This is a genomic window from Pseudomonas sp. NPDC089534 (assembly GCF_044749305.1).
Classification (GTDB): Bacteria; Pseudomonadota; Gammaproteobacteria; order Pseudomonadales; family Pseudomonadaceae; genus Aquipseudomonas; species Aquipseudomonas ekonensis.
Genome location: NZ_JBIVHR010000013.1, coordinates 437 through 24,437, shown reverse-complemented (window position 1 = coordinate 24,437; position 24,001 = coordinate 437). Strand labels below are relative to the sequence as shown.

General features: G+C 60.4%; 19 protein-coding genes. 7 read left to right on the top strand and 12 right to left on the bottom strand.

The window, feature by feature from the left end; all coding sequences use genetic code 11:
* Positions 1-7 precede the first annotated feature (7 nt).
* Positions 8-865: an NAD-dependent epimerase/dehydratase family protein gene (locus tag ACIP0B_RS05805; protein ID WP_400830449.1), complete on the bottom strand. Its 858-nt coding sequence runs from the start codon at positions 863-865 to the stop codon at positions 8-10.
* A gap of 187 nt (positions 866-1,052) precedes the next feature.
* Between ACIP0B_RS05805 and exbB the strand changes: the two genes are divergently transcribed.
* The 6 genes from exbB (at position 1,053) to ACIP0B_RS05775 (ending at position 7,933) form a co-directional block, all read left to right on the top strand.
* The gene (gene exbB, locus ACIP0B_RS05800; RefSeq protein ID WP_400830447.1) at positions 1,053-2,006 is read left to right on the top strand and encodes a tonB-system energizer ExbB; all 954 of its coding nucleotides are present in this window, start codon (positions 1,053-1,055) and stop codon (positions 2,004-2,006) included.
* Positions 2,007-2,012: 6 nt separating this feature from the next.
* Positions 2,013-2,441 (top strand): TonB system transport protein ExbD, encoded by a 429-nt coding sequence (gene exbD / locus ACIP0B_RS05795; protein ID WP_217894460.1) that lies wholly within the window; start codon positions 2,013-2,015, stop codon positions 2,439-2,441.
* Positions 2,438-3,184 carry an energy transducer TonB gene (locus ACIP0B_RS05790; RefSeq protein ID WP_400830445.1) on the top strand — a complete coding sequence of 249 codons (747 nt, stop codon included), beginning with the start codon at positions 2,438-2,440 and terminating at the stop codon, positions 3,182-3,184. Before exbD ends, ACIP0B_RS05790 begins: the two co-directional genes overlap by 4 nt.
* A gap of 254 nt (positions 3,185-3,438) precedes the next feature.
* Positions 3,439-4,368 (top strand): hydrogen peroxide-inducible genes activator, encoded by a 930-nt coding sequence (locus ACIP0B_RS05785; protein WP_085638577.1) that lies wholly within the window; start codon positions 3,439-3,441, stop codon positions 4,366-4,368.
* Positions 4,369-4,377: 9 nt separating this feature from the next.
* The gene (recG, locus tag ACIP0B_RS05780) at positions 4,378-6,453 is read left to right on the top strand and encodes an ATP-dependent DNA helicase RecG (protein ID WP_400830443.1); all 2,076 of its coding nucleotides are present in this window, start codon (positions 4,378-4,380) and stop codon (positions 6,451-6,453) included.
* Positions 6,454-6,532: 79 nt separating this feature from the next.
* Complete coding sequence (locus tag ACIP0B_RS05775) at positions 6,533-7,933, top strand: aminoacyl-tRNA deacylase and HDOD domain-containing protein (RefSeq protein WP_085578983.1); 1,401 nt, start codon at positions 6,533-6,535, stop codon at positions 7,931-7,933.
* A gap of 181 nt (positions 7,934-8,114) precedes the next feature.
* On the opposite strand, the gene ACIP0B_RS05770 is transcribed toward ACIP0B_RS05775, so the two are convergent.
* Positions 8,115-8,498 carry a helicase gene (locus ACIP0B_RS05770; protein WP_400830441.1) on the bottom strand — a complete coding sequence of 128 codons (384 nt, stop codon included), beginning with the start codon at positions 8,496-8,498 and terminating at the stop codon, positions 8,115-8,117.
* Positions 8,499-9,013: 515 nt separating this feature from the next.
* On the opposite strand from ACIP0B_RS05770, the gene ACIP0B_RS05765 reads away from it, so the two are divergent.
* Positions 9,014-9,382 (top strand): DUF6124 family protein, encoded by a 369-nt coding sequence (locus ACIP0B_RS05765; protein WP_400830439.1) that lies wholly within the window; start codon positions 9,014-9,016, stop codon positions 9,380-9,382.
* A gap of 52 nt (positions 9,383-9,434) precedes the next feature.
* Here ACIP0B_RS05765 and ACIP0B_RS05760 read toward each other — a convergent pair whose 3' ends face one another.
* From ACIP0B_RS05760 to icmH, 10 genes are all read right to left on the bottom strand, one after another.
* Positions 9,435-10,781, bottom strand: a complete 1,347-nt coding sequence (locus ACIP0B_RS05760) for a lysozyme inhibitor LprI family protein (protein WP_400830524.1) — start codon at positions 10,779-10,781, stop codon at positions 9,435-9,437.
* A 77-nt stretch (positions 10,782-10,858) separates the two neighbouring features.
* Entirely contained in the window at positions 10,859-11,989 is a 1,131-nt protein-coding gene (locus ACIP0B_RS05755) for a lysozyme inhibitor LprI family protein (protein ID WP_400830437.1), read from the bottom strand.
* A gap of 113 nt (positions 11,990-12,102) precedes the next feature.
* Positions 12,103-12,849: a lysozyme inhibitor LprI family protein gene (locus ACIP0B_RS05750; protein WP_400830436.1), complete on the bottom strand. Its 747-nt coding sequence runs from the start codon at positions 12,847-12,849 to the stop codon at positions 12,103-12,105.
* A gap of 354 nt (positions 12,850-13,203) precedes the next feature.
* Positions 13,204-13,740 (bottom strand): hypothetical protein, encoded by a 537-nt coding sequence (locus ACIP0B_RS05745; protein ID WP_400830434.1) that lies wholly within the window; start codon positions 13,738-13,740, stop codon positions 13,204-13,206.
* Positions 13,740-16,166: a hypothetical protein gene (locus tag ACIP0B_RS05740; protein ID WP_400830432.1), complete on the bottom strand. Its 2,427-nt coding sequence runs from the start codon at positions 16,164-16,166 to the stop codon at positions 13,740-13,742. The genes ACIP0B_RS05745 and ACIP0B_RS05740 overlap by 1 nt, the downstream gene beginning before the upstream one ends.
* A gap of 40 nt (positions 16,167-16,206) precedes the next feature.
* Positions 16,207-18,243, bottom strand: coding sequence for a type VI secretion system tip protein TssI/VgrG (gene tssI / locus ACIP0B_RS05735; protein WP_400830430.1), 2,037 nt, complete (start codon positions 18,241-18,243; stop codon positions 16,207-16,209).
* A gap of 21 nt (positions 18,244-18,264) precedes the next feature.
* Positions 18,265-19,272, bottom strand: coding sequence for a serine/threonine-protein kinase (locus ACIP0B_RS05730; protein ID WP_400830428.1), 1,008 nt, complete (start codon positions 19,270-19,272; stop codon positions 18,265-18,267).
* A complete protein-coding gene (locus ACIP0B_RS05725; RefSeq protein ID WP_085579018.1) occupies positions 19,269-19,997 on the bottom strand; it encodes a PP2C family serine/threonine-protein phosphatase in 729 nt (242 codons plus the stop codon). Before ACIP0B_RS05725 ends, ACIP0B_RS05730 begins: the two co-directional genes overlap by 4 nt.
* Positions 19,997-23,536 (bottom strand): type VI secretion system membrane subunit TssM, encoded by a 3,540-nt coding sequence (tssM, locus tag ACIP0B_RS05720; RefSeq protein WP_400830426.1) that lies wholly within the window; start codon positions 23,534-23,536, stop codon positions 19,997-19,999. The genes ACIP0B_RS05725 and tssM overlap by 1 nt, the downstream gene beginning before the upstream one ends.
* 13 nt (positions 23,537-23,549) lie before the next feature.
* Positions 23,550-24,001: type IVB secretion system protein IcmH/DotU (gene icmH, locus ACIP0B_RS05715; RefSeq protein WP_400830425.1), on the bottom strand; the 452-nt coding region annotated here is incomplete at its 5' end.

Sequence of the window (24,001 nt, the reverse complement as noted above, 5' to 3'; positions counted from 1 at the left end):
GATGGGATCAGCAGCGCCCTTCGAGGATCGCCGCGTAGCCTTCGCGATAGCTCGGATAGGTCGGCGCCCAGCCCAGGCCTCTGGCCCGGGCGTTGCTGCACCGCTTGCTGCCGGTGCGGCGCACGCTGGCGTCTTCGGCCCATTCGGTGACACCCAGGTATTCACGCAGCCAGGCCACCACCTCGGCCAGCGGCGCCGGCGCATCATCGACACCGATGTACACCTCATCCAGCGCCGCACCGCCACGATCCACCTCCAGCAGAAACGCCAACAGCCCGGCCGCATCGTCCGCATGGATGCGGTTGCCGTACAGCGGCGGCTCGACCGCCACCCGATAGCCGCGGCGCACCTGGGTCAGCAGCCATTCCCGGCCGGGGCCGTAGATGCCGGTCAGGCGCACGATGCTGGCCGGGATGCCGCTGCCGAGCGCCACCTGCTCGGCCTCCAGCATCAACCGCCCTGAGTACCCGGCCGCGACCGTCTCGGAACCCTCATCGACCCATTCACCGTCCTGCTGCCCGTAAACGCTGCTGCTGGAGACGAACACGATCCGCTTCGGCCGCTGGCCATGCTGCTTCAGCCAACCCAGCACATGCCGCAGCCCCTCGACGTAGGCGGCGCGGTAGCCGGCCTCGTCATGCTCGGTGGCGGCCGCGCTGAACACCAGATAGTCCAGCGGACCGGTCGGCCAATCGGCCGGGCAAGCCTCGCCGAACAGGTCGCCCGCAACCCCGAGCACCCCCGCCGGCAAACGGGCTACCGTGCGGCGCAGGCCGTAGACCTGCCATCCGCCGCCCAGCAACCGCGTGGCCAGACGGCCGCCGACATCACCGCAACCGGCGATCAAAACAGAAGGCGCAGACATCGAAAAACTCCTCTCGGAAAAAACCAGACTAGCCTTGGCGACTGACGAGTGGCTAGCAATGCAGGAAAAAAAGCAACTCTATTACTTCTGTTAACAAGAATTACTTGCAATAATGCACGCCACTTTGTTCTCGGCCTTTCGAGGCCTGGAAGAGCATCACCGTTTTTCTACCTCAGGTCCGGCCAGCATGACACGCATTCAAACCTCCGCTTCGCCAACCAACCGACCTCGCGCCTGGCGCGCGGCGGCAGCCCTGCTGCTCAGCCTGATGCTGGCGCCGGTCGCCGCGTTCGCCGACACCACGGCCGCCCCTGCCGCCACCGAGCAGGCCGCGCCAGCCGCCCCTGCCGCAGCGCCAGCCGCCACCGACGCGATCCAGGCCGTTGATGCCGGCGCCGCCGACCAGCCGGAAGTCCTCGAAGCCGACAACACCCTGGGCATGGCCCACGACCTGTCGCCCTGGGGCATGTACCAGAACGCCGACGTGATCGTGAAGTCCGTGATGATCGGCCTGGCCATCGCCTCGATCCTCACCTGGACCATCTGGATCGCCAAGGGCTTCGAGCTGATGGGCGCCAAGCGCCGCCTGCGCGGCGAGATCGCCAACCTGAAGAAAGCCGCCTCCCTCAAGGAAGCCAGCGCTTCCGCCGCCAAAGAAGGCACCCTGGCCAACCTGCTGGTGCACGACGCCCTGGAAGAAATGCGCCTGTCGGCCAATGCCCGCGAGAAGGAAGGCATCAAGGAACGCGTCAGCTTCCGCCTCGAGCGCCTGGTGGCCGCCTGCGGCCGCAACATGAGCAGCGGCACCGGCGTGCTGGCCACCATCGGCTCCACCGCGCCGTTCGTCGGCCTGTTCGGCACCGTGTGGGGCATCATGAACAGCTTCATCGGCATCGCCAAGACCCAGACCACCAACCTCGCCGTCGTGGCGCCGGGCATCGCCGAAGCGCTGCTGGCCACCGCCCTGGGCCTGGTGGCGGCGATCCCTGCGGTCGTCATCTACAACGTGTTCGCCCGCTCCATCGCCGGCTACAAGGCCCAGGTGTCCGACGCGTCGGCCCAGGTGCTGCTGCTGGTCAGCCGCGACCTCGACCACCAGCCTGAGCGCAGCTCGCAACCGCACATGGTGAAAGTGGGGTAACCGGCCATGGGCCTGCATTTGAAAGAAGGCGCAGACGACGATCTGGCCGAGAACCACGAAATCAACGTCACGCCGTTCATCGACGTGATGCTGGTGCTGTTGATCATCTTCATGGTGGCCGCGCCGCTGGCCACCGTGGACATCAAGGTCGACCTGCCCGCCTCCACCGCCAAGCCCGCGCCGCGCCCGGAAAAACCGGTGTTCCTCAGCGTCAAGGCCGACCAGCGCCTGTACCTGGGCGACGACGAAGTGAAGCCTGAAACCCTCGGCGCCGCCCTCGACGCCAAGACCCAGGGCAAGAAGGACACGACGATCTTCTTCCAGGCCGACAAAGGCGTGGACTACGGCGACCTGATGAGCGTGATGGACAAGCTGCGCAGCGCCGGTTACCTGAAAGTCGGCCTGGTGGGCCTCGAGACGGCAGCCAAGAAATGATCGAGCCGCGCCATAAGCTGACGCGTTACGGCGGTAGCCTGGCCGTGGTGCTGGGCGTCCACGCGCTGGCCATCGCGCTGGCGGTGAACTGGACCGCCCGGCCGCCCATCGAACTGCCGCCGCAGGCCATGATGGTCGAGCTGGCCCCGGTGCCTGCACCGCCGCCGCCCGCACCGCCGAAAGTGGTCACGCCGCCGCAGCCGCCGGCCCCGGTCGAGGAGCTGCCGATCCCGAAACTGGCGGAAGCGCCGAAGGCCGAGATCGCCGTGCCCAAGCCGAAACCCAAGCCCAAGCCCAAGCCTCAGCCGCCCAAACCGGTCGAGAAGCCTGAGCCGCCGAAGGAAAAGCCTTCCGAGGAAAAACCGGCCGACACGCAACCGACCCAGGCGCCCACGGAGAAATCCGCGCAACCGGCACCGGGCCCGTCGCCGGCGCAGCTGGCGGCCAAGGCCAGTTGGCAAGGCACCCTGCTCGCGCACCTGCAGAAGTACAAGAAGTACCCTGCCAGCGCGCAGGCACGGGGCAAGGAAGGCCTGAACCGCCTGCGGTTCGTGGTCGACGCCGAAGGCAACGTGCTGTCGTTCGAACTGGTGGGCCGCTCCGGCAACGCCGATCTGGACCGGGCCACCCTGGACATGATCCGCCGCGCCCAGCCGCTGCCCAAGCCGCCGGCCGACATGCTGAACAACGGCTCGATCGAAATCGTCGCGCCGTTCGTGTACTCGCTGGAGCGCCGCCGCTGAAACTGTGGGAGCGAGCCTGCTCGCGATGAGGCCGTCACATTCAACACCTGCGTTGAATCCGACAGCGCCATCGCGAGCAGGCTCGCTCCCACAGGAAGCTTCATCACCCGACAAAAGGCACCGAAAGGTGCCTTTGTCACATCCGCAAACGGCAAACCGGCATTGCCCGGTGTCGCAGTCCGCACTCTCTCTGATAACGTGCGTCTATCGATTGCAGCCGGTATGCTTGGCCCGCAAACCCACGGACGCTTGCCATGACTCTCACAGAATTGCGCTACATCGTTACCCTCGCCCAAGAGCAGCATTTCGGCCATGCGGCCGAGCGTTGCCACGTCAGCCAGCCGACCCTTTCGGTGGGCGTGAAAAAACTTGAAGACGAACTCGGTGTGCTGATTTTCGAGCGCAGCAAAAGCGCCGTGCGCCTGACCCCGGTCGGCGAAGGCATCGTCGCTCAGGCCCAGAAGGTGCTGGAGCAGGCCCAGGGCATCCGCGAACTGGCCCAGGCCGGCAAGAACCAGCTCACCGCCCCGCTGAAGGTCGGCGCGATCTACACCGTCGGGCCGTACCTGTTCCCGCACCTGATTCCGCAGCTGCACCGGGTCGCCCCGCAGATGCCGCTGTACATCGAAGAGAACTTCACCCACGTGCTGCGCGACAAGCTGCGCAACGGCGAACTGGACGCGATCATCATCGCCCTGCCGTTCAACGAAGCCGACGTGCTGACCCTGCCGCTCTACGACGAGCCGTTCTACGTGCTGATGCCGGCCCAGCACCCGTGGACGCAAAAAGAATCCATCGACGCCGCCCTGCTCAACGACAAGAGCCTGCTGCTGCTCGGCGAAGGCCACTGCTTCCGCGACCAGGTGCTGGAAGCCTGCCCGACCCTGACCAAGGGCAACGACGGCGCCAAGCACACCACGGTGGAGTCCAGCTCCCTGGAAACCATCCGCCACATGGTCGCCTCGGGCCTGGGCGTGTCGATCCTGCCGCTGTCGGCGGTCGACAGCCACCACTACGCCCCCGGCGTGATCGAAGTGCGGCCGCTGTCGGCGCCGGTGCCGTTCCGCACCGTGGCCATCGCCTGGCGCGCCAGCTTCCCGCGCCCGAAAGCCATCGAGATCCTCGCCGACTCCATCCGCCTGTGCTCCGTGGCCAAGCCCGCCGCCGCGGTCACGGCCGGTTAAGCCAGCGTCATGGGCGAGCTGTCGCAAGTGTCGGTGACGGCACTCAAGGGTGTCGGCGAAGCCATGGCCGAGAAACTGGCCAAGGTCGGCCTGGAGAACCTCCAGGACGTGCTGTTCCACCTGCCGCTGCGCTACCAGGACCGCACCCGCGTGGTGCCCATCGGGGCGTTGCGTCCGGGGCAGGACGCCGTGGTCGAAGGCACCGTCAGCGGCGCCGACGTGGTCATGGGCCGGCGCCGCAGCCTGGTGGTGCGCCTGCAGGACGGCACCGGCGGCCTGAGCCTGCGCTTTTACCACTTCAGCAACGCGCAGAAGGAAGGCCTCAAGCGCGGCACGCGGATCCGCTGCTACGGCGAAGTCCGGCCCGGCGCGTCGGGGCTGGAGATCTACCACCCGGAATACCGCGCCATCACCGGCGACGAGCCGCCACCGGTGGATGAGACCCTGACCCCGGTCTACCCGCTCACCGAAGGCCTGACCCAACAGCGCCTGCGCCAGCTCTGCCTGCAGACCCTGACCCTGCTCAAACCGGCCAGCCTGCCCGACTGGCTGCCGACCGAACTGGCCCGCGACTACCAACTGGCGCCGCTGGCCGACGCGATCCGCTACCTGCACAACCCGCCCGCCGACGCCGACGTCGAAGAACTCGCCCTCGGCCATCACTGGGCCCAGCACCGGCTGGCGTTCGAAGAGCTGTTGACCCACCAGCTGTCCCAGCAGCGCCTGCGCGAGAGCCTGCGCTCCCTGCGCGCCCCGGCCATGCCCAAGGCCACCCGGCTGCCGGCGCAGTACCTGGCCAACCTCGGCTTCAGCCCCACCGGCGCCCAGCAGCGGGTCGGCAACGAGATCGCCTACGACCTCAGCCAGCAGGAACCGATGCTGCGCCTGATCCAGGGCGACGTCGGCGCGGGCAAGACCGTGGTCGCCGCCCTCGCCGCCCTGCAAGCGCTGGAGGCCGGCTATCAGGTCGCCCTGATGGCGCCCACCGAGATCCTCGCCGAACAGCACTACCTCACCTTCAAGCGCTGGCTCGAACCGCTGGGCATCGACGTGGCGTGGCTGGCCGGCAAGCTCAAGGGCAAGAACCGCGCCGCCGCGCTGGAGCAGATCGCCGGCGGCACGCCGATGGTGGTGGGCACCCACGCTTTGTTCCAGGACGAAGTGCAGTTCCGGAACCTCGCTCTGGTGATCATCGACGAACAGCACCGCTTCGGCGTCCAGCAACGCCTGGCGCTGCGCCAGAAAGGCGTCGGCGGGCGGATGTGCCCGCACCAGCTGATCATGACCGCCACGCCGATCCCGCGCACCCTGGCCATGAGCGCCTACGCCGACCTCGACACCTCGATCCTCGACGAACTGCCGCCGGGCCGCACGCCGGTCAACACCGTGCTGGTCACCGACACCCGCCGCGTCGAAGTCATCGAGCGGGTGCGCAGCGCCTGCGCCGAGGGCCGCCAGGCCTATTGGGTGTGCACGCTGATCGAAGAGTCCGAAGAGCTGACCTGCCAGGCCGCCGAAACCACCTTCGAAGACCTCACCGCCGCCCTCGGCGAACTGAAGGTCGGGCTGATCCACGGGCGCATGAAGCCCGCCGAAAAGGCCGCCGTGATGGCCGAATTCAAGGCCGGCCACCTGCAACTGCTGGTGGCCACCACCGTGATCGAAGTCGGCGTCGACGTGCCCAACGCCAGCCTGATGATCATCGAAAACCCCGAGCGCCTGGGCCTGGCCCAACTGCACCAGCTGCGCGGCCGCGTGGGCCGGGGCAGCGCGGTCAGCCATTGCGTGCTGCTCTACCACCCGCCGCTGTCACAGATCGGTCGTCAGCGTCTGGGCATCATGCGCGAGACCAACGACGGCTTCGTCATCGCCGAAAAGGACCTCGAACTGCGCGGCCCCGGCGAAATGCTCGGCACCCGCCAGACCGGCCTGCTGCAATTCAAGGTCGCCGACCTGATGCGCGACGCCGACCTGCTGCCCGCCGTGCGCGACGCCGCGCAGGCCTTGCTGGAGCGCTGGCCCACCCACGTCAGCCCGCTGCTCGACCGCTGGCTGCGGCACGGGCAGCAATACGGCCAAGTGTGAGCACCGTCGCAGTTTCTCAAAGCCCGCGACGACCAAGCTGGTTATACTCCTGCCATTGTTTCAAAAACGGATACAGACCATGACCGAAGCTGCTCTCGCCCCCGACACCCCGCACGCTCCGTCTGTCATTCGGCTGCTGCTCAACAAACTCGGCATCGCCTACGAAGAAGTGATCGACCACCACGGCCTCAACGCCTCGCGCAAAGTGCAGGCCGTGTTGCTGGACGACGCCGTCGGCGCGCTGATGGTGCTGTTCCCACAGAGCCAGCTGCTGGATCTCAACCGCCTCGCCGAACTGACCGGCCGTCGCCTGACCGCCGTGTCCACCGAGCGCCTGGACAAGATGCTCGGCAAGCACAGCCTGAGCCTGCTGCCGGGCCTGCCGGCGCTGACCAGCTCGCCGTGCCTCTACGAAGAAAGCCTGCTGCGCGAGCCCAAGCTGCTGATCCACTCCGGCGAGCCGGGCGTGCTGCTGGAAATCACCAGCGAAGCCTTCAAGACCATGCTGACCAAGGCCAGCGCCGCCAACTTCGGCGAAGCCCTGAGCAGCATCCGGCCCAACCTCGACCGCCCGGACGACGACCGCGAGGAAATCACCCAGGCCGTGCAGGCGTTCACCGCACGGCGCATCCAGCAACGCCTGGAAGCGACCATCGAGATCCCGCCGCTGGCCGAGACCGCGCAAAAGATCATCAAGCTGCGGGTCGACCCCAACGCCACCATCGACGACATCACCGGCGTGGTCGAGACCGACCCGGCGCTGGCCGCGCAAGTGGTGAGCTGGGCGGCATCGCCGTACTACGCCTCGCCGGGCAAGATCCGCTCGGTGGAAGACGCCATCGTCCGCGTGCTGGGCTTCGACCTGGTGATCAACCTGGCCCTGGGCCTGGCCCTCGGCAAGACGCTGAGCCTGCCCAAGGACCACCCGCAACACACCACGCCGTACTGGCAGCAGTCGATCTACACCGCCGCCGTCATCGAAGGCCTGACCCGCGCCATGCCGCGCGCCCAGCGCCCGGAAGCCGGCCTGACCTACCTCGCCGGCCTGCTGCACAACTTCGGCTACCTGCTGCTGGCCCACGTGTTCCCGCCGCACTTCTCGCTGATCTGCCGGCACCTGGAGGTCAACCCGCACCTGTGCCACAGCTTCGTGGAACAGCACCTGCTGGGCATCAGCCGCGAACAGATCGGCTCCTGGCTGATGCGCTACTGGGACATGCCCGACGAACTGGCCACCGCCCTGCGCTTCCAGCACGACCCGAACTACGACGGCGCCTACGCCGAGTACCCCAACCTCGTGTGCCTGGCCGTGCGCCTGCTGCGCGCCCGCGGCATCGGCTCCGGCCCCGACGAAGACATCCCGGACGCGCTGCTGGAACGCGTCGGCCTGACCCGCGACAAGGCCAACGACGTCGTCAGCAAAGTCCTCGAAGCCGAAGTCCTGCTGCGCGAACTGGCTTCGCAGTTCAGCCAGGCCTGAAACAAAACAGGCCCGCTCCCCCAGGGTTTACACAACCCCTGTGGGAGCGGGCTTGCCCGCGATGAATCCACCTCAATTTACCTGACTCAACAGGCACCCTGTGGCGAGGGAGCTTGCTCCCGCTCGGCTGCGCAGCAGCCGCAAACCCAGTCGGTGAGGTGTGTCGGATAACACCCGGCTGTCAGGACTTGGGCTTGGCCTTCTTCGGCTTCAAATACTTGGTCAGCCCCTGGAACCACATCACCAGCGCCGGGTTGCCCTTGAGCTGAATCGACTTGTCCTGAATCCCCTGCATGAACGCCAACTGCTTGTTCTTGGCCTGCATCGTGGCAAACCCGTACGCCGCGTCCTTGAACGCAATCGCAAACGCCGGCTCCGCCACCGCCCCGGCCTTGCTGGTGATGCGCTGCCCCTTCACCACGAAATGCCGCGCCACCTTGCCGTCCAGGGTCTGCAGCTGAAACACCAGATCCTTGTCACCCAACTGCTGCTGGAACGCCGGATTGGTCCGACTGGCCTTGCCCATCAACAGCCCCAGCATCCACAGAAGAAAACGAAATTTCATGCGCACAGCCTCAAAAGGAAAATGAACGGCTGGGGGAGTGTAAGGGATTCATGGGATAACGCCACTATCGAGTGACGTTGCAAGACGATGGCGAGCTTTTCTCGCATGATGACTGCCAAGTCACGATTTCCAACCCAGCGTCCTACACGTGTTGAAACACATCCCTGTAGGAGCTGCCGACGCCGCGATCTTTTGATCTTGTGCCTCGCAAACCTATAGGAAATTTCCCTCAAAACGCCAGGATGCCCATGAACTAGGCGGGCTAGCGGTTCGTCGATAGCCTCTGTATGTCGCCGCAAAATCGGTGACTCGGACGTGCAAGTCCGTACTCGTCATTCATCCGGTTATGGCTATTCACCAAGCATTTTCCTATGCTCGCGAATCGTTATGGCGGCTGTGTGTGGGAGACCTTCGGGTCTGCCGGTTACCGAGTCCGGTCTTGCACACCTATGCACAGCTGCCACCCTTTCGAAGCAAGCGAAGTGATGGCGGCTCCATAACTCGGTGAAATCACGATGTTCAAACCAACACCCAATCCCCCCGCAACACCAGAAACCTCCCCCTACGAATCCCTTGATTCAAGGAAACTCCACGAAGCCGCCGAACGCGCCCTCGACCACCACTTGAAACCCGCCACCGCGCGTCCCAAACGCCTCGGCGGCCTGTTCATCCTCTGCCCCAACGCCGACGCCGAAGCCCTCATGGCCAACGCCTCCGAAGACCTCCTGTGCATCAGCGCCATCGCCGCCAACCTGGCCGACGAACTCGACGGCCCCCGCCGCTCGATGGCACTGGGCCTGAGCAGAATGGCGGATGGCGTGCGCTTGATGGTGGAAGGCACAATCGATCACATTGAGTTTCGGGTGTGCCAAACGCGGAGTTGATCGCTCATAGCCAACGAAGGGCGCTATAGGCGCCCTTCGTCATTTGGTTGAACTAATAGCATTTGCTCGGAGTTATTGGATCAGTCACTTCCGACTGAAGTCGCTTGGCAGCGCTAAGACCTGACTCGTCACCCTTGTTAGCGGCAAGCTGGTAACAAGCCAAGGCACGAGGGACATCCTTCTCGCCGAGATCGCCACTCTTCCAATAGTCGCCAAGCGAAACGATTGCATGCGCTGACCCCATGGAGCTGGCGCGAAAAAGCTCTTTCTCCACATCAGCTGGCCGCTGGCACGGGCCTCTCCCAGCGGGGTCATTGCCAAAACAATAAAAGCTTGCCAAAGACTCAGCCCCTCCGGGTGAATTAACAGCTGCCGCTTTGAAAAGAGCCTCAACTTTGCTGTATTCCAACTGAGGAGCCATACCCGACAGGCTCAGCCTAGCAGCAGACTCACTGGAAATCGGATCGCCTGAAGCAGCCGCACACAAGTAATTTTCCAAACCCGCTTCAAAAAGCTCCACTGTGAGTCGGTATTGCTCAAGACCACCTAAACCGAGAAATCCTTGCGCACGCTGTGAGCAGAAATTTTCCTCACGACTCAATGAACGCGTACTGGCTACAGAAAGCTCCTTCTCGGGAATCGACCAATCCTCAACCCCCTCAAGCGTCCAGCAGGCTTTGCGCGAAAAATTGAAGATCTTGATATTGCTGTTTCCGGCACGTTTATCCACAACGTCAACGTGACGATCATCCACCTTCTCGATTTCTATCCCTTCGACTTTCCCATCAGGCACCACAGCCATTAAGGGAAACGCCATATCTCGTCCCACCTCTGCCGTGACGTGAGTCACTATCCGGCCTATATCCGACGTCCCCTTCAACACCAATAGCTTCACTGCTTGCGCAGTCAGTCGCTTTTGCGATTCGGCATTAGCGGAGAAGGCTGGTAGAAACTGGGCGAAGTCTTGCGTTGGGCACGAACCACGCCCAAATGCAGAGCCACTACCGCTATCGGACGCAATATTGTCCAGAAACACCGACCGATCACGGCTCATGCTTGCGATGCAATTGTTCACGGCTGCCACATGCGTCGAAGAACCTGGTTCCGTCTCCAATGCATCGATCTGGCAATCGGTATCGCGTAGCTTGATCCAAGCGCGCTGAGCCTCCTGAACCGTCGCTTTTTGGCTTGCAGCAAGAACTGGATCGGTCTGATATCCACCCTCGAGCCGAACCATCAATTCTTGATAACTGGTATTCAACTGCGCATCTGCAGCAGCCTTGGCACTCACAGAACATCTTTCACTCTGAGAGTTCGTAGTGATATCGACACATGCATCTTGAGCAAACGCTGCATGCACTAGTAACGATGAACAAGTTGTCAGCGCGTAAAAAGACATACGCACCATGAGCCTAGCCATAGCAAGATCCCTTACACATTAAAAGCTGAATACTGCCTATTGGAATAATGCCCTATTCATTCGGGCGCAACAGCAATCTTCAGTATGTAATCCTCGAGATACACAATAGCTTCACGACCATTCAAGTCAACAGGCGTAGGGTTTTTAATAACGAGCTGATCACTTGCACTAACAATTTTAGTTAATGTTTTATCCACTACATCGGCACGCCAGATCGTTTCATCACCATTTTTGAAATACAAAACAGGACGCGACTTGCTCCAAATCGGGCTGAAAATATTCCAACCCACCTCGGGTCTATCGACTGGCGCAATAGTCTCGTACCCAGGAGTGTTTGGATAATAGGCCTTCAGCTCTCCAAATACCTCATCACCCTGAAATAGCAAACCACTTTTAGCATTCTCGAAAGTATTCGACCATTGCTGAAGTAGCAAACTCGTTTCCTGCGGCTGAGTGCCTGACCCAACTTTATAAGCCATACCTCTTAGCTGGTTTCTTGCTATTTTTTCGCGATAGTAAAAGGTGCCACCCATGATTCCAGCATATCGCTCCCCTTCTTCATTGTTTCCTAAGTTGAACGCCCCCTGAAATCCTATGTCCTTTGCTATCGTGTACGTGATTGGCTGCACAATCGGATGCCTATCGATGTATTCATACAAACCACCTCTATATATAGAATTAGGAACATCGAAATGCCCCTCGAATGCTACAACGTGCAACATTCCAGATATTACTTCCGCTGAAATCAAGAAACGCTCAACGACATCTTTGCCATTCGGAAGGCCCGCTAGTTCAACAGTTTTCCAAGGACGACTGGATTGAGCATAAACTTTATCAGCGGGCAAAATTTTGACTTCATTTGAAGCACTGGCCCCAGGCAATGGTAACGGTGACAGAAATCCAATTTGCTCATTGTAAGCATCTTCTAGACACTCAACTGACTCACAGGTGTTGCGCACATTCTCTAGCCATTCACTTTCAAGCACTTGGAAAGTACGTTGTTTTTTTAGTGGCTTAAACACTTCACTTAGCTGCTCATCCAGCTTTGACAAAGAAGGCGTACTGCAGATCTTAATTTCAACATCCGACGAGGCTTTACTGCAATCGAAACTTGCAGAATGTACCAACGAACTAAATGCCACTAACGAGCAAAAAATAATCTTAATATGCAAAAAAAATTTTCTCATGACCCTACCTTCAGAATTACTTTACCAACAGAATACTTGGTAATGCACGCAAAGGAGCCTAGCGATTTTTTCTCGCTTCCATTCGATTTCCACTCTAAGCCCTGACAGCTTGGCTATTTAGCCAAAGGCGCAACCGCGATCTGTCTGGCACGATCAACTGTTAACCGAATCAAACAGCTTTCCGAATACTCTCCAAATATTGCGCTATTGCATTCAAGATCTCTATTTTTCATCCAGGCTCTTTGAACCTCACGAAAAACATCTCGCTTGTCTTGACTCAAACGACTGGCTTTATCTCGATAGGCAGAATTGAGCAGAGCATCGGCGTCCGCAAGAACCAACTGATAAATCCCTCGATCCTTTTCAATCTTGACTTGGGGTAGGCTTTGCGGGATATCCGAATCCCAATTATTCAACCCATTATTATCCTCAACAGTTAGCAATACTGTTTTATTATCATAATATCCATACTGATTTTTGGTTGCTCCACTTTTATAGACCAACTCAATATATACAGGATCGCTTGCTCGCTGAGGGTCATTAAGCAATGTCTGGCTCGTCACTTTCACATTGCCTTCGCCTTCATCTAACTGAATTCTGAAACAAGGGTTGGGGCCAGGCTGCGCAGCTGACTTACCAGCCTTCATGCAAGTGGCCAGGCTAGAGCCACTTGCCTCATCACTCCCTGACTCAACATCTTGAATTCTAATCAACAGCTTTATGTCAGGAACTGAAGAATAATCGGCTTGCAGTATCTTCGCGGAGTAGAACGGCTCCGCTTGGGCCGCGCCGTTAAAAACCGAAAGAGCCGCGATACAAAGAGGCAGAACGATATTTTTAATCACAAGCATTAATTCCATTTAAAAAATTGTACGAAAACCAATTCATCTACCAAACACACAAGATAGATGAATTCCTGTACGGTCTCATTGTGTTTTATAGCCACCCAATCTAAAAATTGTTATTAACTCTCCGAAAATGACGAAATTAATCTGTCCAATATTGTTGAATATCGGCAGTAACGCACAGCGCCGACAAAACAAAAAGCAAAACGTTCGCTGCTTTCAATCCTTGATTCATTCAGGCCATCAGGCTTTGCTAAGAGACGGACGTGACATATCTATTTGAACGCCCTACTGAGATCGAAACCACTGAGCATAACAAACAAATCTGCCCCCTTAGCTTTTGCGTTCGCTACCACTCTGGCCCTTAAACTAATACCCCGCACCCTCAGCACGGCATCTACTATCAGACAAATCTGGGGAAATCTCTTTATTTCCCACCTGATACCAAATAGCCAGTGATTGGCTTGTACAATATGTCTTGTTGTCCTTACTGAAAAACAGAGCAACCACTTCATCAGCCATTGCACCAACAGTAGGTGAAAATAGTCGAATTCTATAAAGGATATCCGGATATTCTGTATGCCTTAGGTTCTCAAGCTGTGGTGATCCAGCAAACTCACATGGCGCTCCGGAGAATAAATTATGTAGACCTTCCTGATTGGCCACGTAAATAAAGCAATTCTTGACAGTATCATCAAAAACCAAGGCAGTTACATACCCTCCATTCCATGACAGAGTGCCAGTATCAAAAGCATGTACATCTTGCACTTTGATCTCATTTTCTAAAGCTATTTTTTCTTTCAACGTGTCGGGCAACAAACCGTGCTCAATAATATTGCCAGGATTTCCATATGAGCTAGACACGTACAACATAACAGCAAAAAATACAAAAACATTTCTATTCATTAAGGCTTACTCATCGAGAAATTTACTACGATCGGATCTTTTGGAGTCGTTATGTTTTCCGTTACGTCAGTAGCAAGCGAATCACTCAAATACCTATGAACATATCTGGCGTAGGCTTGACGCTCCATATATCCATTACCACCGCCATTAACTTTTTTTGATACTTTCCCCACAGTGACAGAGTCAAATTTTTCGTCGCAAGTACGGTTGACATTATTAGATGCCCAAAAATGCCCCCCACTGTCGCACACGTTGTACAAATCAGATTTAATTAGTGTAGGGTCATAACGAGGTGCCCAGCGTTTTGGCACACCAGTCACGACAATATTACCATGTGAGTCTCTTGTTGTCGGATCCCACCAGTAATGCGTTGAGGTGGCCGTTATTCTACTTTCTGCATATTGCCCGCTTGAGGTGAGGGCTGAGGCTCTATAGTCCCCGTATTTTTCATAATTCCCAGCCCAAGTTAACTGCATAATCCCCCGCCCATAAAACGCGTTGTAGTATTGCGCCATTGGGATATTCGGATTGGGGTTGCCAGAGCCGTACTCTGACACAGTTCTCCACCTGTCAGTTTCCAGAATCGTTTGAGCAAAAAAGTGAGAACGTCGATCAACAGTTACAACACCATATTTCAGCATTGTTTTGTTCATGTTTACATAATGTTTATCGAAGCGACTTTTTGCTACCGCATGGGAAATCTGGTAAACCCCAGCGCTACCCGCAGTATGCGCAACCCAAGTACCATTGATCCTGTCGTAGAAATGATATTTCGGCAAAGTATATGCAATCTCGTCAAGACTCAGCCAGATACACTTTCGAAAGGTTTCAATGAAGAGCTTTGGCGGAAAATGCCAATGTTTACTATTAATCCCCTCTATTGCCGCCTCTTCCCAAAAGCCCAAGGCCTGCTGATAGGCTTTTAACTTATCATATTTATCTTGCGGCATCGGCCCTTCATCACAAACCTTTAATAGCCAACCATACCTAATATCAAAATCATCCTTACACCACTCACTCGGAAACTTGCAGATCAAGCGCTTAATTCTTTCTTGAAAATTTTTATCTTTTAATTTTTCTGTATTTATTTCGCGCTCAGCAACATACCTTTCCGACAAGTTCTTTTTCTCATCAGAAGAAAAGCCAGAATATGCCGCTGAGGACGCAATGCTCACTGCATCAACGTTATCGGATACAACCTTACCTGCATCAAGATTTAGAATTTCACGGATGTAAGCTGACTGGCAGTGACTATCGGAGTCCGTATCGTCGTTAATTAACTGCCATCCCTTCCAATGAGGAAAATCCGCGTCACTGAATTTAGTGACTGTCGAAGAATTCAGGTTAACCCACCCCGACCTCGAGGGCTCACCAGACTTAGCGGGAAGTTTTATGCATCGCCAATGCGCAGCCTCTGTTGGTAACAGCCGGTCAGGGCCTAAAACGCGACCGAAACGCAATAACTCAAAACCAGCACTAGGGGATTGTGGATATATCAACGATGACTTTTTGAGCAAATTGTGTTCGAAATCGGCCTCATCAGCTTGCACGCCAATTTCAAAACCAGAGTGAGTGTAAGATGTAAATTTACATTGGCCTCTATCATAAGCCATCTGGACAAAAAAACCTTTTTGCAACTCGGAAGCCATGGCCCACTCATAACCGCCAACTAATGTTGGAGAGGCTGGAACACTTGCGTTTGAGGAGCCTGCTTCTTGAATCGGAGCAGGGCCAGATGGCATTGCGGGGCAACGATATATGACCGCGGAATTATTTTGCGTTTGAGTTTTATCTACTGGGGCGCTTTCATAAACAAGGACTTCGGGCGGAATGAAAAAATACATATCTCCCCAGCAACTATTTGACCTGCCGTCGCTCGACTGATAATTCAAATCCCGTTGATTTCTCCCCGTAAAATTTGAGATGTAAGCCTCATCAGCAACAATCTCAAAATGAATTCTATTGGGTTCCCCATAAATGCTTCCAGCCGAACCAATCAAATCCTTACGATATATAACCATTCCTTTACGAGGCTCGGCTATCAGAATCTCTGACAAATGCATATATATCGAATAAAAAACTACCTTTGCGGTCTCACCCTCTCCAATTTCTGTTTCATGTCTAACCACCACGCAGCCATCGTCTGTCCACTTATTTCTATAACGTAATGCGTGATCTGGGAGTGCGGTGTTTTCTAACGTAGGTTTACGAAAGAAAGCTAATGTCCCATGAGAAATTGAACGAACAGGTAATGCGTTTTCTCCCTCTTGGGGAGCAGTCAAATGAATGCCGCCATGCCAGTTGAGATCAAAGCTCAACGGATACCCACCATCACCGGGGATACCACCCACCATGGCACGCGCAAGATAAGCATCGTCGGTTTCACCCGCCACCGGAGCAGGAATAAAAGGAGGGCTAATGATCATTCAAAAAATTCCTTGTTCATATTGACGCTTGTCCGTCCGCTCAAAGCGAGAAAGGGTAATCAACGGTCGGCTTAACCTTCTCAGGCACCGCATTCCCCAACGCCTGATCCATCAAACTCCCCGCCTTATCCTTATCCGCCGCCCCCGGCAGCACCGGCGGCTTGATCCCGATCCCGGTGCCTGACCCAGCCGACCCGCCGGCATTGATCTTCACCACCGGCCCCACCACGGTCACGCCGCCGCCGTCGAGCTTGATGAAGCTGCCGCCGCCCTGGATGGTCAGTTCGGTGCCGGCTTCGATGACGATCTTGTCGCCGGCCTTGAGGTGGATCTCTTTGCCTGCGCTGGTCAGTTGCGCGGTGCCCAGTTTCACGTGCTGGTTCTGGCCGACGGTCAGGTGGTCGTCCATTCGCGCTTCGATCTTGCGGTCAGCGATGGTTGTGCGGTGCTCTTCAGCCTTCACTTCGGTGTAGGTGTTCTTCACCACAGTGTCGTGGCGTTCATTGCCGACGCGGATCTTCTGGTCGTGTTCGATGTTTTCGTCCCAGTCGCGCTGGGCGTGGATGTAGATCTGTTCGGCGCCTTTCTTGTCTTCGATGCGCAGTTCGTTGTACCCGCCGCCGCCCGGGGAGCTGAGGGACTTGAAGACGCTGCGGGTCTTGTTCGCCGGCAGGGCGTAGGGCACCGGGTTTTCCTTGTGGTACAGGCAGCCGGTGACCAGCGGTTGGTCGGGGTCGCCTTCAAGGAAGGTGACCAGCACCTCCATACCGACGCGCGGGATGGAGATGGCGCCGTAGCGGTCGCCGGCCCAGGCGCTGGAGACGCGCAGCCAGCAGCTGGTCTTGTCGTCGGCCAGGCCTTCGCGGTCCCAGTGGAACTGGACTTTGACGCGGCCGTACTGGTCGCAGTGGATCTCTTCGCCCTTGGGGCCGGTGACGGTGGCGGTCTGGCTGCCGAGCACGCGGGGCTTGGTGTGTTCCAGGGCCGGGCGGTAGAAGACGTCCCACGGGGTGGCGAGGAAGCGGTTGCGGTAGCCCTGGTGGAAGTCGTCCTTGTTGTCGGTGGTGTCGCTGGTCACCGACTCTTCGAGCACTTGCGGCTGCTTGCCTTCGTGGACGATTTCGGTGAGCAGCCACAGGTCGTTCCACTCGCTGCGCGGGTGGTCGGACAAGGCCATGAAGTGGCCGCTGACCAGTTTGGTCTGGTCGCCCCGGCCCTCGGCCTGGCGGTAGTCGGCGCGGTGGCGTTCGAGGGCGCGCTGGCTAAGGAACTTGCCGCGCGCGCGGTCGAGGAAGCGGCCCGGGTAGTCGTAGTCTTCCAGGTCCGGCTCTGTGCTTTCGCCGTCGGGCTTGTAGGCCGCCTCCAGTTGCAGGCGCGGCTTCTCGAAGTCGTAGTCGCGGCGGGTGACACGGCCGGTGCGGGTTTCAAGGCGCAGCTTGAAGCCCTTGATCACCGGCTCTTCGGCGACCATGCCGCTGCCCTGCACGTACGCGGTCGGCTGGCCGAGGTCGGGGAACACGGTCTGGTCGTCGCCGAACACCAGCCGGTGGCCCTTCTTGCTGTGCTGGAAGTGGTAGTGGATGCCCTCCTCCTCGCACAGGCGCTGGATGAAGTGCAGGTCGGTCTCGTCGTACTGCACGCAGTAGTCGCGGTCCGGGCACTTCTGGCTGAGCTGGAAGCTGTAGGCGTTGGCCTTGATGCCGTGCTCGTCGAGGATCAGCGCGATGATCTTCGGCACCGACATCTGCTGGTAGATGCGCTGGTTGGTGCGGTGATGCAGGTACTGCATCTGCGGCACCAGCGACACCTTGTAGCGGGTCAGGCGCTTGCCGGCGTCGCCCTGGGCGACGCGGTAGATCTGGCCGTGGATGCCCGAGCCCTGCGGGTCGAAGGCGAGGAAGGCCTGCTTGTGCAGGAGCTGCTCCAGGTCCAGGTCGGGGTTTTCGCTGACCAGTTCCAGGTCGAAGCGGAACGGCTGGCTGATGCCTTCGGTGCCGGTGAACGACAGCACTTGCAGGTCGCCCACGTAGTCTTCGACGGTGAGGCTGAAGTGGGTTTCGTTAGCGGGGTTGAACATAAAGGGCTCCCTGTTCGAGTGTCATCCGTGGCGTCGCAGCGCCAGACGCTGCAGCCAGGACGGATCGACGCTCAGTGCTTCATGCAGTTGGCGGGCAGTGACGGTGCGCTGCGCCGCGTCGAAGGCCAGCGCGGTGCGCAGCGCGGGCCAGCAGTGTTTCGGTAGGTTGTCCGGGGCCTCCAGGCCGCGGTCCAGGCCTTCGTCCCGGGCTTGGGTCGACGGCAGCCGGCGGAACGGGTGTTTGCCGCCCGCCAGTTCGTAGATCACGCAGGCGGCGCCGTACACGTCCGCGCTGGCCGACAGCGGCCGGCCCTCCAGCAGTTCGGGGGCGGCGTAGCCCGGTGTCCAGGCGTTGAAGCGTTCGCGGCTCAGGTGCGGCAGGCCGGGCAGCACGCCCTCTTCGGCCTGGCCCAAGCCGAAGTCGAACAGGCGCAGGCCGTCTTCGCTGAGCATCACGTTGCTCGGTTTCATGTCGCCGTGCAGCACGCCGCGGCGGTGGGCGCAGGCCAGCGTGTCGAGCAGCGGCAGCGCGATGTCGCGCAGTTCTTTCCACGGCAGGCCCAGGGGCCGCTCGCAGAGCAATTTGTCCAGGGTCAGGCCACGCATGAGTTCCATGGTGATGAAGGCCCGCTGGCAGTCGGTGTCCACTTCGAACGTGTGCACGCGCACCACGTTGTCGTGGCGCAGGCGCCGGGTCAGGGCGAACTCGCTGTAGAGCAAGGCGCTGGCGTCCGGCGATTCGGCGAATTCTTCGCCGAGGATCTTCAGCGCGATGTAAGGGTCGGGATCGCCGAACTGCTCGTGCAAAAGGTCCCGCGCCCGGTAGACGGCGCCCATGCCGCCGGCCCCGAGCAGGCGCTCGAGGTGGTAGCGGCCCGCCAGGATCGGGGGCAGCTCGCCGATGCTGGCCTTGGTCGGCGCCAGCGCAGGCTCTGCTTTGTGGGACTTGGCGAAGGCGAAGTAGGTCAGGTTGTTGGCCTGCTCTTCGCTCATCAGCAGGTCGTCGACCGAGGATTCGAGCCCGTTCATTGGCGCACCACCACGGCGGTCAGGTTGTCCCGCGCGGCGCCGCGCAGGGCGCCGTCAAACAGGCGCTCCAGCGCCACGTGCGGCGCGCTCAGGCTCAGGGCGTTGCCCATCGCATCGCTGCTCAGGCCCTGGTAGAGGCCGTCGCTGCACAGCAGGAACACGTCGCCCGGATACACCTCAAGCTCCAGCACATCCAGGGTCAGCTGTTCGGCGGCGCCAACCGCCCGGGTCAGCGCCTGGGCCGCCGGGTGCGCGGCGGCCTGTTCGGCGCTCATCTGCTGCTCGTCGATCAGTTGCTGCTGCAGCGAATGGTCCTTCGACAGCTGGTACAGACGCTGCCCGCGCCACAGGTAGCAACGGCTGTCGCCGGCCCAGATGCACGCCGCGCGGTTGCCTTCCACCAGCAGCGCCACGACGGTGCTGCCCATGATGCTGTCGTGGCGCCCGGCGGTGACGGTCAGCTCCTGCCCCAAACGCCGGTTGAGCCAGTGCAGGCACTGGCGGATGGCCTTGAGGCGTTCGTCGAAGTCATCCTGCTGGGGCAATTCCGCGAGGCTGGCGACGATCAGCTGGCTGGCGACGTCGCCGCCCTGGTGCCCGCCCATGCCGTCGGCGACCGCCCACAGCCCCTGCTGCGGACAGTCGAGGAAGGCGTCCTCGTTGCGCGAGCGCACCTTGCCCGCGTCGGTGCGGGCCGCGCTGCGCCAAGGGCTGGCCACCAGCATCAGAGCTGCACCGGCATGCGGAAGGTGCGCAGCACGCTGAGGTCGAACGGGTTCGGCGTGCGCTGGCTGGTCAGCAGGTAGTTGGCGCGCAGACCGCCCACGTCAGCCTTCAGCACCAGCACGTCGCGGCCGGTCAGGTACTCCGTCTGCATCAGGTCGAACAGGCGGAACAGCGACCAGGGGCCGGTGTTCTTCTCGATGCCGATCGGGCGGCCCGCCATCTTGTCCATCACCAGGCTGGTGCGGCCGTCTTCAGCGTCGGTCGGCCACTTGAAGGACATCGGCAGGATCGGGCCGTGGCGGTATTCCATGACCTTGTCGCCGAACTTGAACTCGGAGCGGCTGACCGCCGGATCCAGGGTGTACGGCTCCAGCTTGAACTGCACTTGCGGCTCGGCCGGGTTGACCGAGAAGAAGCTCTGGCGGATCACCAGCGCCGCGGCCATCTGGTCGAGGTAGACCTTGGACACCGGCAGGCTGTGGCCGTCGACGCTGCGCATCCGGTAGTTGCCCGGATCGCCGCTGACGAACGGACGCATGTAGGTGTCGAAGAAGCGGTCGACGATGCCCTGGGCCTTGAAGAAGTCGCGGAAATCGCTGATCGCCACGTCGCTGGTGCTGGTGGCGCTGAACGGGTAGCGCTTGCTGATGGTCTTGCCGTACACGCTGTACAGCTCGTTCTGGTAACGGCCGTTGAGGTACTGGTAGGCGTCGTTGAGCACCAGGCGCCAGGAGTCCTCGGCCAGCACGTTGAACCACACGCTGAGCGGACGCGGCAGGCGGCCGGAGGCGTTGCGCAGGTTGGTCAGCGCATCGCGCTGGCCGCTCATGCGGGTCTTGGCCATTTCGAACGAAGCTTGCTCCGGCGAGCTGGAACGGGCCAGGCTGGCCAGTTGCAGTTGCAGGTCGTTCAACGCGTTGAGGGCCGGGGTCAGGTCGGCGGCCGGGCCGTTGTTGTCGTCCAGCAGACGGTGCAGCGGCTCGAAGCGGCGTTGCAGGGACTTCTTGGCGGTGTCCGGCAGGTTCTTCGCCACGTTCATGGCGGAAGCCTTATCGGCCACGGCGGAAGCGATCTTGCCGACCTTGCCCAGCTTGCCCTTCTGCCCGGCCAGCGCATCGGCGGCGTCGCCGGCTTCGTCCACCGGCTCGGCGACCACCGGGAAGCGGGTGTTCTCGCGCACTTCCGACAGCAGCGCCAGCACCGGCGAGTTGGCCGAGGTCAGGCCCGCCAGTTGCTCGGCGCCTTCGCCGGCGTCGTTGATCGGCGGCAGGGCCACCTGGCCGACGGCCTCGCTCCAGTAGTTGGCGTAGTCGCGGAAGTACAGCTGCTCCAGCTCGACCATCAGGCGACGCAGGTCCATGTCGCTGATGCCCGCGCCTTCGCCCAGCACCCAGTTGTCACGCAGGATGTCGGTGACCAGCGCCGAGCCCTGCACCGAGAAGTACTGCTGATAGCCCTGCAGGGTGTAGAACCCCGGGATCACGTACTCGGTGCCGATGAACAGCGAGCCCTGCGGGCCCAGGTGCTGGCTGAAGCGGTAGTCCGGCAGGTTGCGCGCCTGCTCGCGGAGCATGCGGTACACCACGGCGGCCAGGGATTCGCTGCGCAGCACCTGACGGGCCTGGGTCACCAGTTGCTCGTTGAGCGGGTAGATGAACGGCAGTTGCAGCAGACGCTCCAGGTGCGTGGTCAGGCCGTTCTGCACCGCGGTGTTGCCGGAGTAGCGCATCGACCAGTCATTGGCGACCCAGTCCTTGAGCCACGCGGCGTCGCGGCGATCCTTCATGTTCAGCATCAGGTACGCGCGCAGGCTGTTGATCAGCTTTTCGCGGTCCTTCATGTTGGCGCGGATCTGCCCTTCGAGCTGGGTCGCGACCCGCGGCAACAGTTGCTTCTCAAGCTCGCGCTCGTAGGCTTCCTTGACCACCGGGTTGACGTCGGTGCCCTGATACAGGCCGAAGCGCTCGTGGTACGACACGTCGCCCTTCTTCGGGAACACCTGGGTCGCGGCGTAGCTGGTGTCGAGGGTCTTGAGCACGCCCATCGCGTCGTCGCGCGGGCTCAGCGCGGTGCGCTGCTGCGTCCAGTTCTGCGCCAGCGCCCGGAGGTTTTCCAGGCGCTCGTAGTTGGCGGAGAAACCGCCGGCCCAGAGCATGCCGAACAGCGCCAATGCACCCAGCGCGCCCACGTACAGGGCACGCTGGCCCCAGTGGATGCGGCTGCGCTCGCGCTTGTCGAGGCCCGCCAGGTCGGCCTCGGGGAAGATCACCCGGCTGAGCAGGTGATGGATGAACCGCGAACGGCCGCTGCGCAGGGTCGGCAGCACGCCGGCGCTCATGCCCAGGCTGGCGCCGATGCCGGCGGTGGCGGAGTCCATTTCCTGGGTCAGGTGCGGGGCGCTGATCAGGTAGAAACCGCGCAGTTGGCTGGCCCGCTGGTAGCGGTTGCCGGTGAACGCCATGTCGACGAACAGGCACATGCGCTCGCCGATCTGGCCGAGCTGGTGCGGGAAGTCGAGGATGCGGCCGCGGCGCTGGGTGTCGCGCTCGGAGTGCATGCGCATGATCACCTGGCTGTTGAGGCGACGCAGCAGCTCTTCGAATTCACCGCGCAGCACGGTCACGTCGGTGCCGACCTGATCCTTGCGGAAGCTGGTGCCCAGCACCTGATCGCTTTCCTCGCGGGTCAGCTGGTCGAAGAACTCGTCGAAGCCCAGCAGCTTGTCGGCCTTGCTCAGCACCAGATACACCGGCACATCGACGTGCAGCTTCTGGTACACGTCCTGCAGACGGCCGCGCACCTGGCGGGCCAGGGTCTCGATGTCCTGCTCGCTGCCGCCGGTGAGGGTCTCCACCGGGATGGTCACAAGCACGCCGTTCAGCGGACGGCCGCGGCGACGCTTGCGCAGCAGCTCCAGCAGGGTCGTCCAGGCGCTGCCGTCGACTTCCGCGTCCGGCTGGCTCATGTAGCGCCCGGCGGTGTCGATCAGCACGCCGTGGTCGGCGAAGTACCAGTCGCAGTGACGGGTGCCGAGGGTGTCGCGGGTCAGCTTGCGGTCGATCTTGTTGATCGGGAATTCCAGCCCGGAGAAGTCCAGCAGGCTGGTCTTGCCGCTGCCCTGGGGGCCGATCAGCAGGTACCACGGCAAGTCGTTGCGCCAGCGCTCGCTGCGGCCACGGTACAGGCTCGAGGTCTTGAGGGTCTTCAGCGCATCACGAAAGCGCGCCTTCAGTTCCTTCTGCTCTTCGTCGATCAGCTCTTCGCGACGGATGCGGTCCTGGCCGTCTTCGGTCTCTTCCACGGCCTTCTTGCGGATCCCGGCGCGCCAGCTGACGAAGACCATGGTCAGGCCCCAGATCAGGAACAGCACGCTGATGGTCAGCAGGCGGGAGGTCGAGCCTTCCCAGAACTTATAGTCGGCCACCGCCAGCAACGGCCCGACGAACCACACCAGCAGCGCCACGAACAGCACCAGCAGCAGGGTCCAGACCCAGGTCTGGCGCAGGAAGGCGCCGACTTTCTTGAAAAACTTTTTCATCACACGTCCCTGTTTACGGCTGCGACTGCGGCGCCGCCGCGGCCGGATCAAACGGCTGATAAGGTTGCAGAACGGTGTCGCGCTGCTCGCCCAGCACCCAGGCGAACCCCGAGAACATCATCACCAGGCAGACGAAGGTGAACAGCACCACCATCCACGCCGGCACGATGCGCACCAGGTTGCGGCGCTGGTCGTTCAGGCCTTCCCACTGCGGCGACAGCTCGCGCGGCACGTCGCCGCGCAGCTGGCGGATCTGCCGGTAGAGGGCGTCGCGGATGCCTTCGAGCTCCAGCATGCCGCGGGCCTGCACCCGGTACTTGCCTTCGAAGCCGAGGGACAGGCACAGGTACATCAGCTCCAGCATCGGCAGGTGCTTGACCGGGTTCTTCGACAGCCGGTCGAGCAGCTGGAAGAACTTCTCGCCGCCGAAGGTCTCGTTGTGGAAGCTGCTGAGCAGGCTCATCT

Bases quoted from the DNA above. Each gene is read 5' to 3' on its own strand.
- ACIP0B_RS05730 (WP_400830428.1), bottom strand. From the start codon at position 19,272: ATGAACGGGCTCGAATCCTCGGTCGACGACCTGCTGATGAGCGAAGAG.
- ACIP0B_RS05805 (WP_400830449.1), bottom strand. From the start codon at position 865: ATGTCTGCGCCTTCTGTTTTGATCGCCGGTTGCGGTGATGTCGGCGGC.
- ACIP0B_RS05765 (WP_400830439.1), top strand. From the start codon at position 9,014: ATGTTCAAACCAACACCCAATCCCCCCGCAACACCAGAAACCTCCCCC.
- tssI (WP_400830430.1), bottom strand. From the start codon at position 18,243: ATGTTCAACCCCGCTAACGAAACCCACTTCAGCCTCACCGTCGAAGAC.
- ACIP0B_RS05790 (WP_400830445.1), top strand. From the start codon at position 2,438: ATGATCGAGCCGCGCCATAAGCTGACGCGTTACGGCGGTAGCCTGGCC.
- ACIP0B_RS05755 (WP_400830437.1), bottom strand. From the start codon at position 11,989: ATGAGAAAATTTTTTTTGCATATTAAGATTATTTTTTGCTCGTTAGTG.
- ACIP0B_RS05725 (WP_085579018.1), bottom strand. From the start codon at position 19,997: ATGCTGGTGGCCAGCCCTTGGCGCAGCGCGGCCCGCACCGACGCGGGC.
- ACIP0B_RS05770 (WP_400830441.1), bottom strand. From the start codon at position 8,498: ATGAAATTTCGTTTTCTTCTGTGGATGCTGGGGCTGTTGATGGGCAAG.
- ACIP0B_RS05775 (WP_085578983.1), top strand. From the start codon at position 6,533: ATGACCGAAGCTGCTCTCGCCCCCGACACCCCGCACGCTCCGTCTGTC.
- exbB (WP_400830447.1), top strand. From the start codon at position 1,053: ATGACACGCATTCAAACCTCCGCTTCGCCAACCAACCGACCTCGCGCC.
- recG (WP_400830443.1), top strand. From the start codon at position 4,378: ATGGGCGAGCTGTCGCAAGTGTCGGTGACGGCACTCAAGGGTGTCGGC.
- ACIP0B_RS05750 (WP_400830436.1), bottom strand. From the start codon at position 12,849: ATGGAATTAATGCTTGTGATTAAAAATATCGTTCTGCCTCTTTGTATC.
- ACIP0B_RS05745 (WP_400830434.1), bottom strand. From the start codon at position 13,740: ATGAATAGAAATGTTTTTGTATTTTTTGCTGTTATGTTGTACGTGTCT.
- ACIP0B_RS05740 (WP_400830432.1), bottom strand. From the start codon at position 16,166: ATGATCATTAGCCCTCCTTTTATTCCTGCTCCGGTGGCGGGTGAAACC.
- tssM (WP_400830426.1), bottom strand. From the start codon at position 23,536: ATGAAAAAGTTTTTCAAGAAAGTCGGCGCCTTCCTGCGCCAGACCTGG.
- ACIP0B_RS05760 (WP_400830524.1), bottom strand. From the start codon at position 10,781: ATGTCTTTTTACGCGCTGACAACTTGTTCATCGTTACTAGTGCATGCA.
- exbD (WP_217894460.1), top strand. From the start codon at position 2,013: ATGGGCCTGCATTTGAAAGAAGGCGCAGACGACGATCTGGCCGAGAAC.
- ACIP0B_RS05785 (WP_085638577.1), top strand. From the start codon at position 3,439: ATGACTCTCACAGAATTGCGCTACATCGTTACCCTCGCCCAAGAGCAG.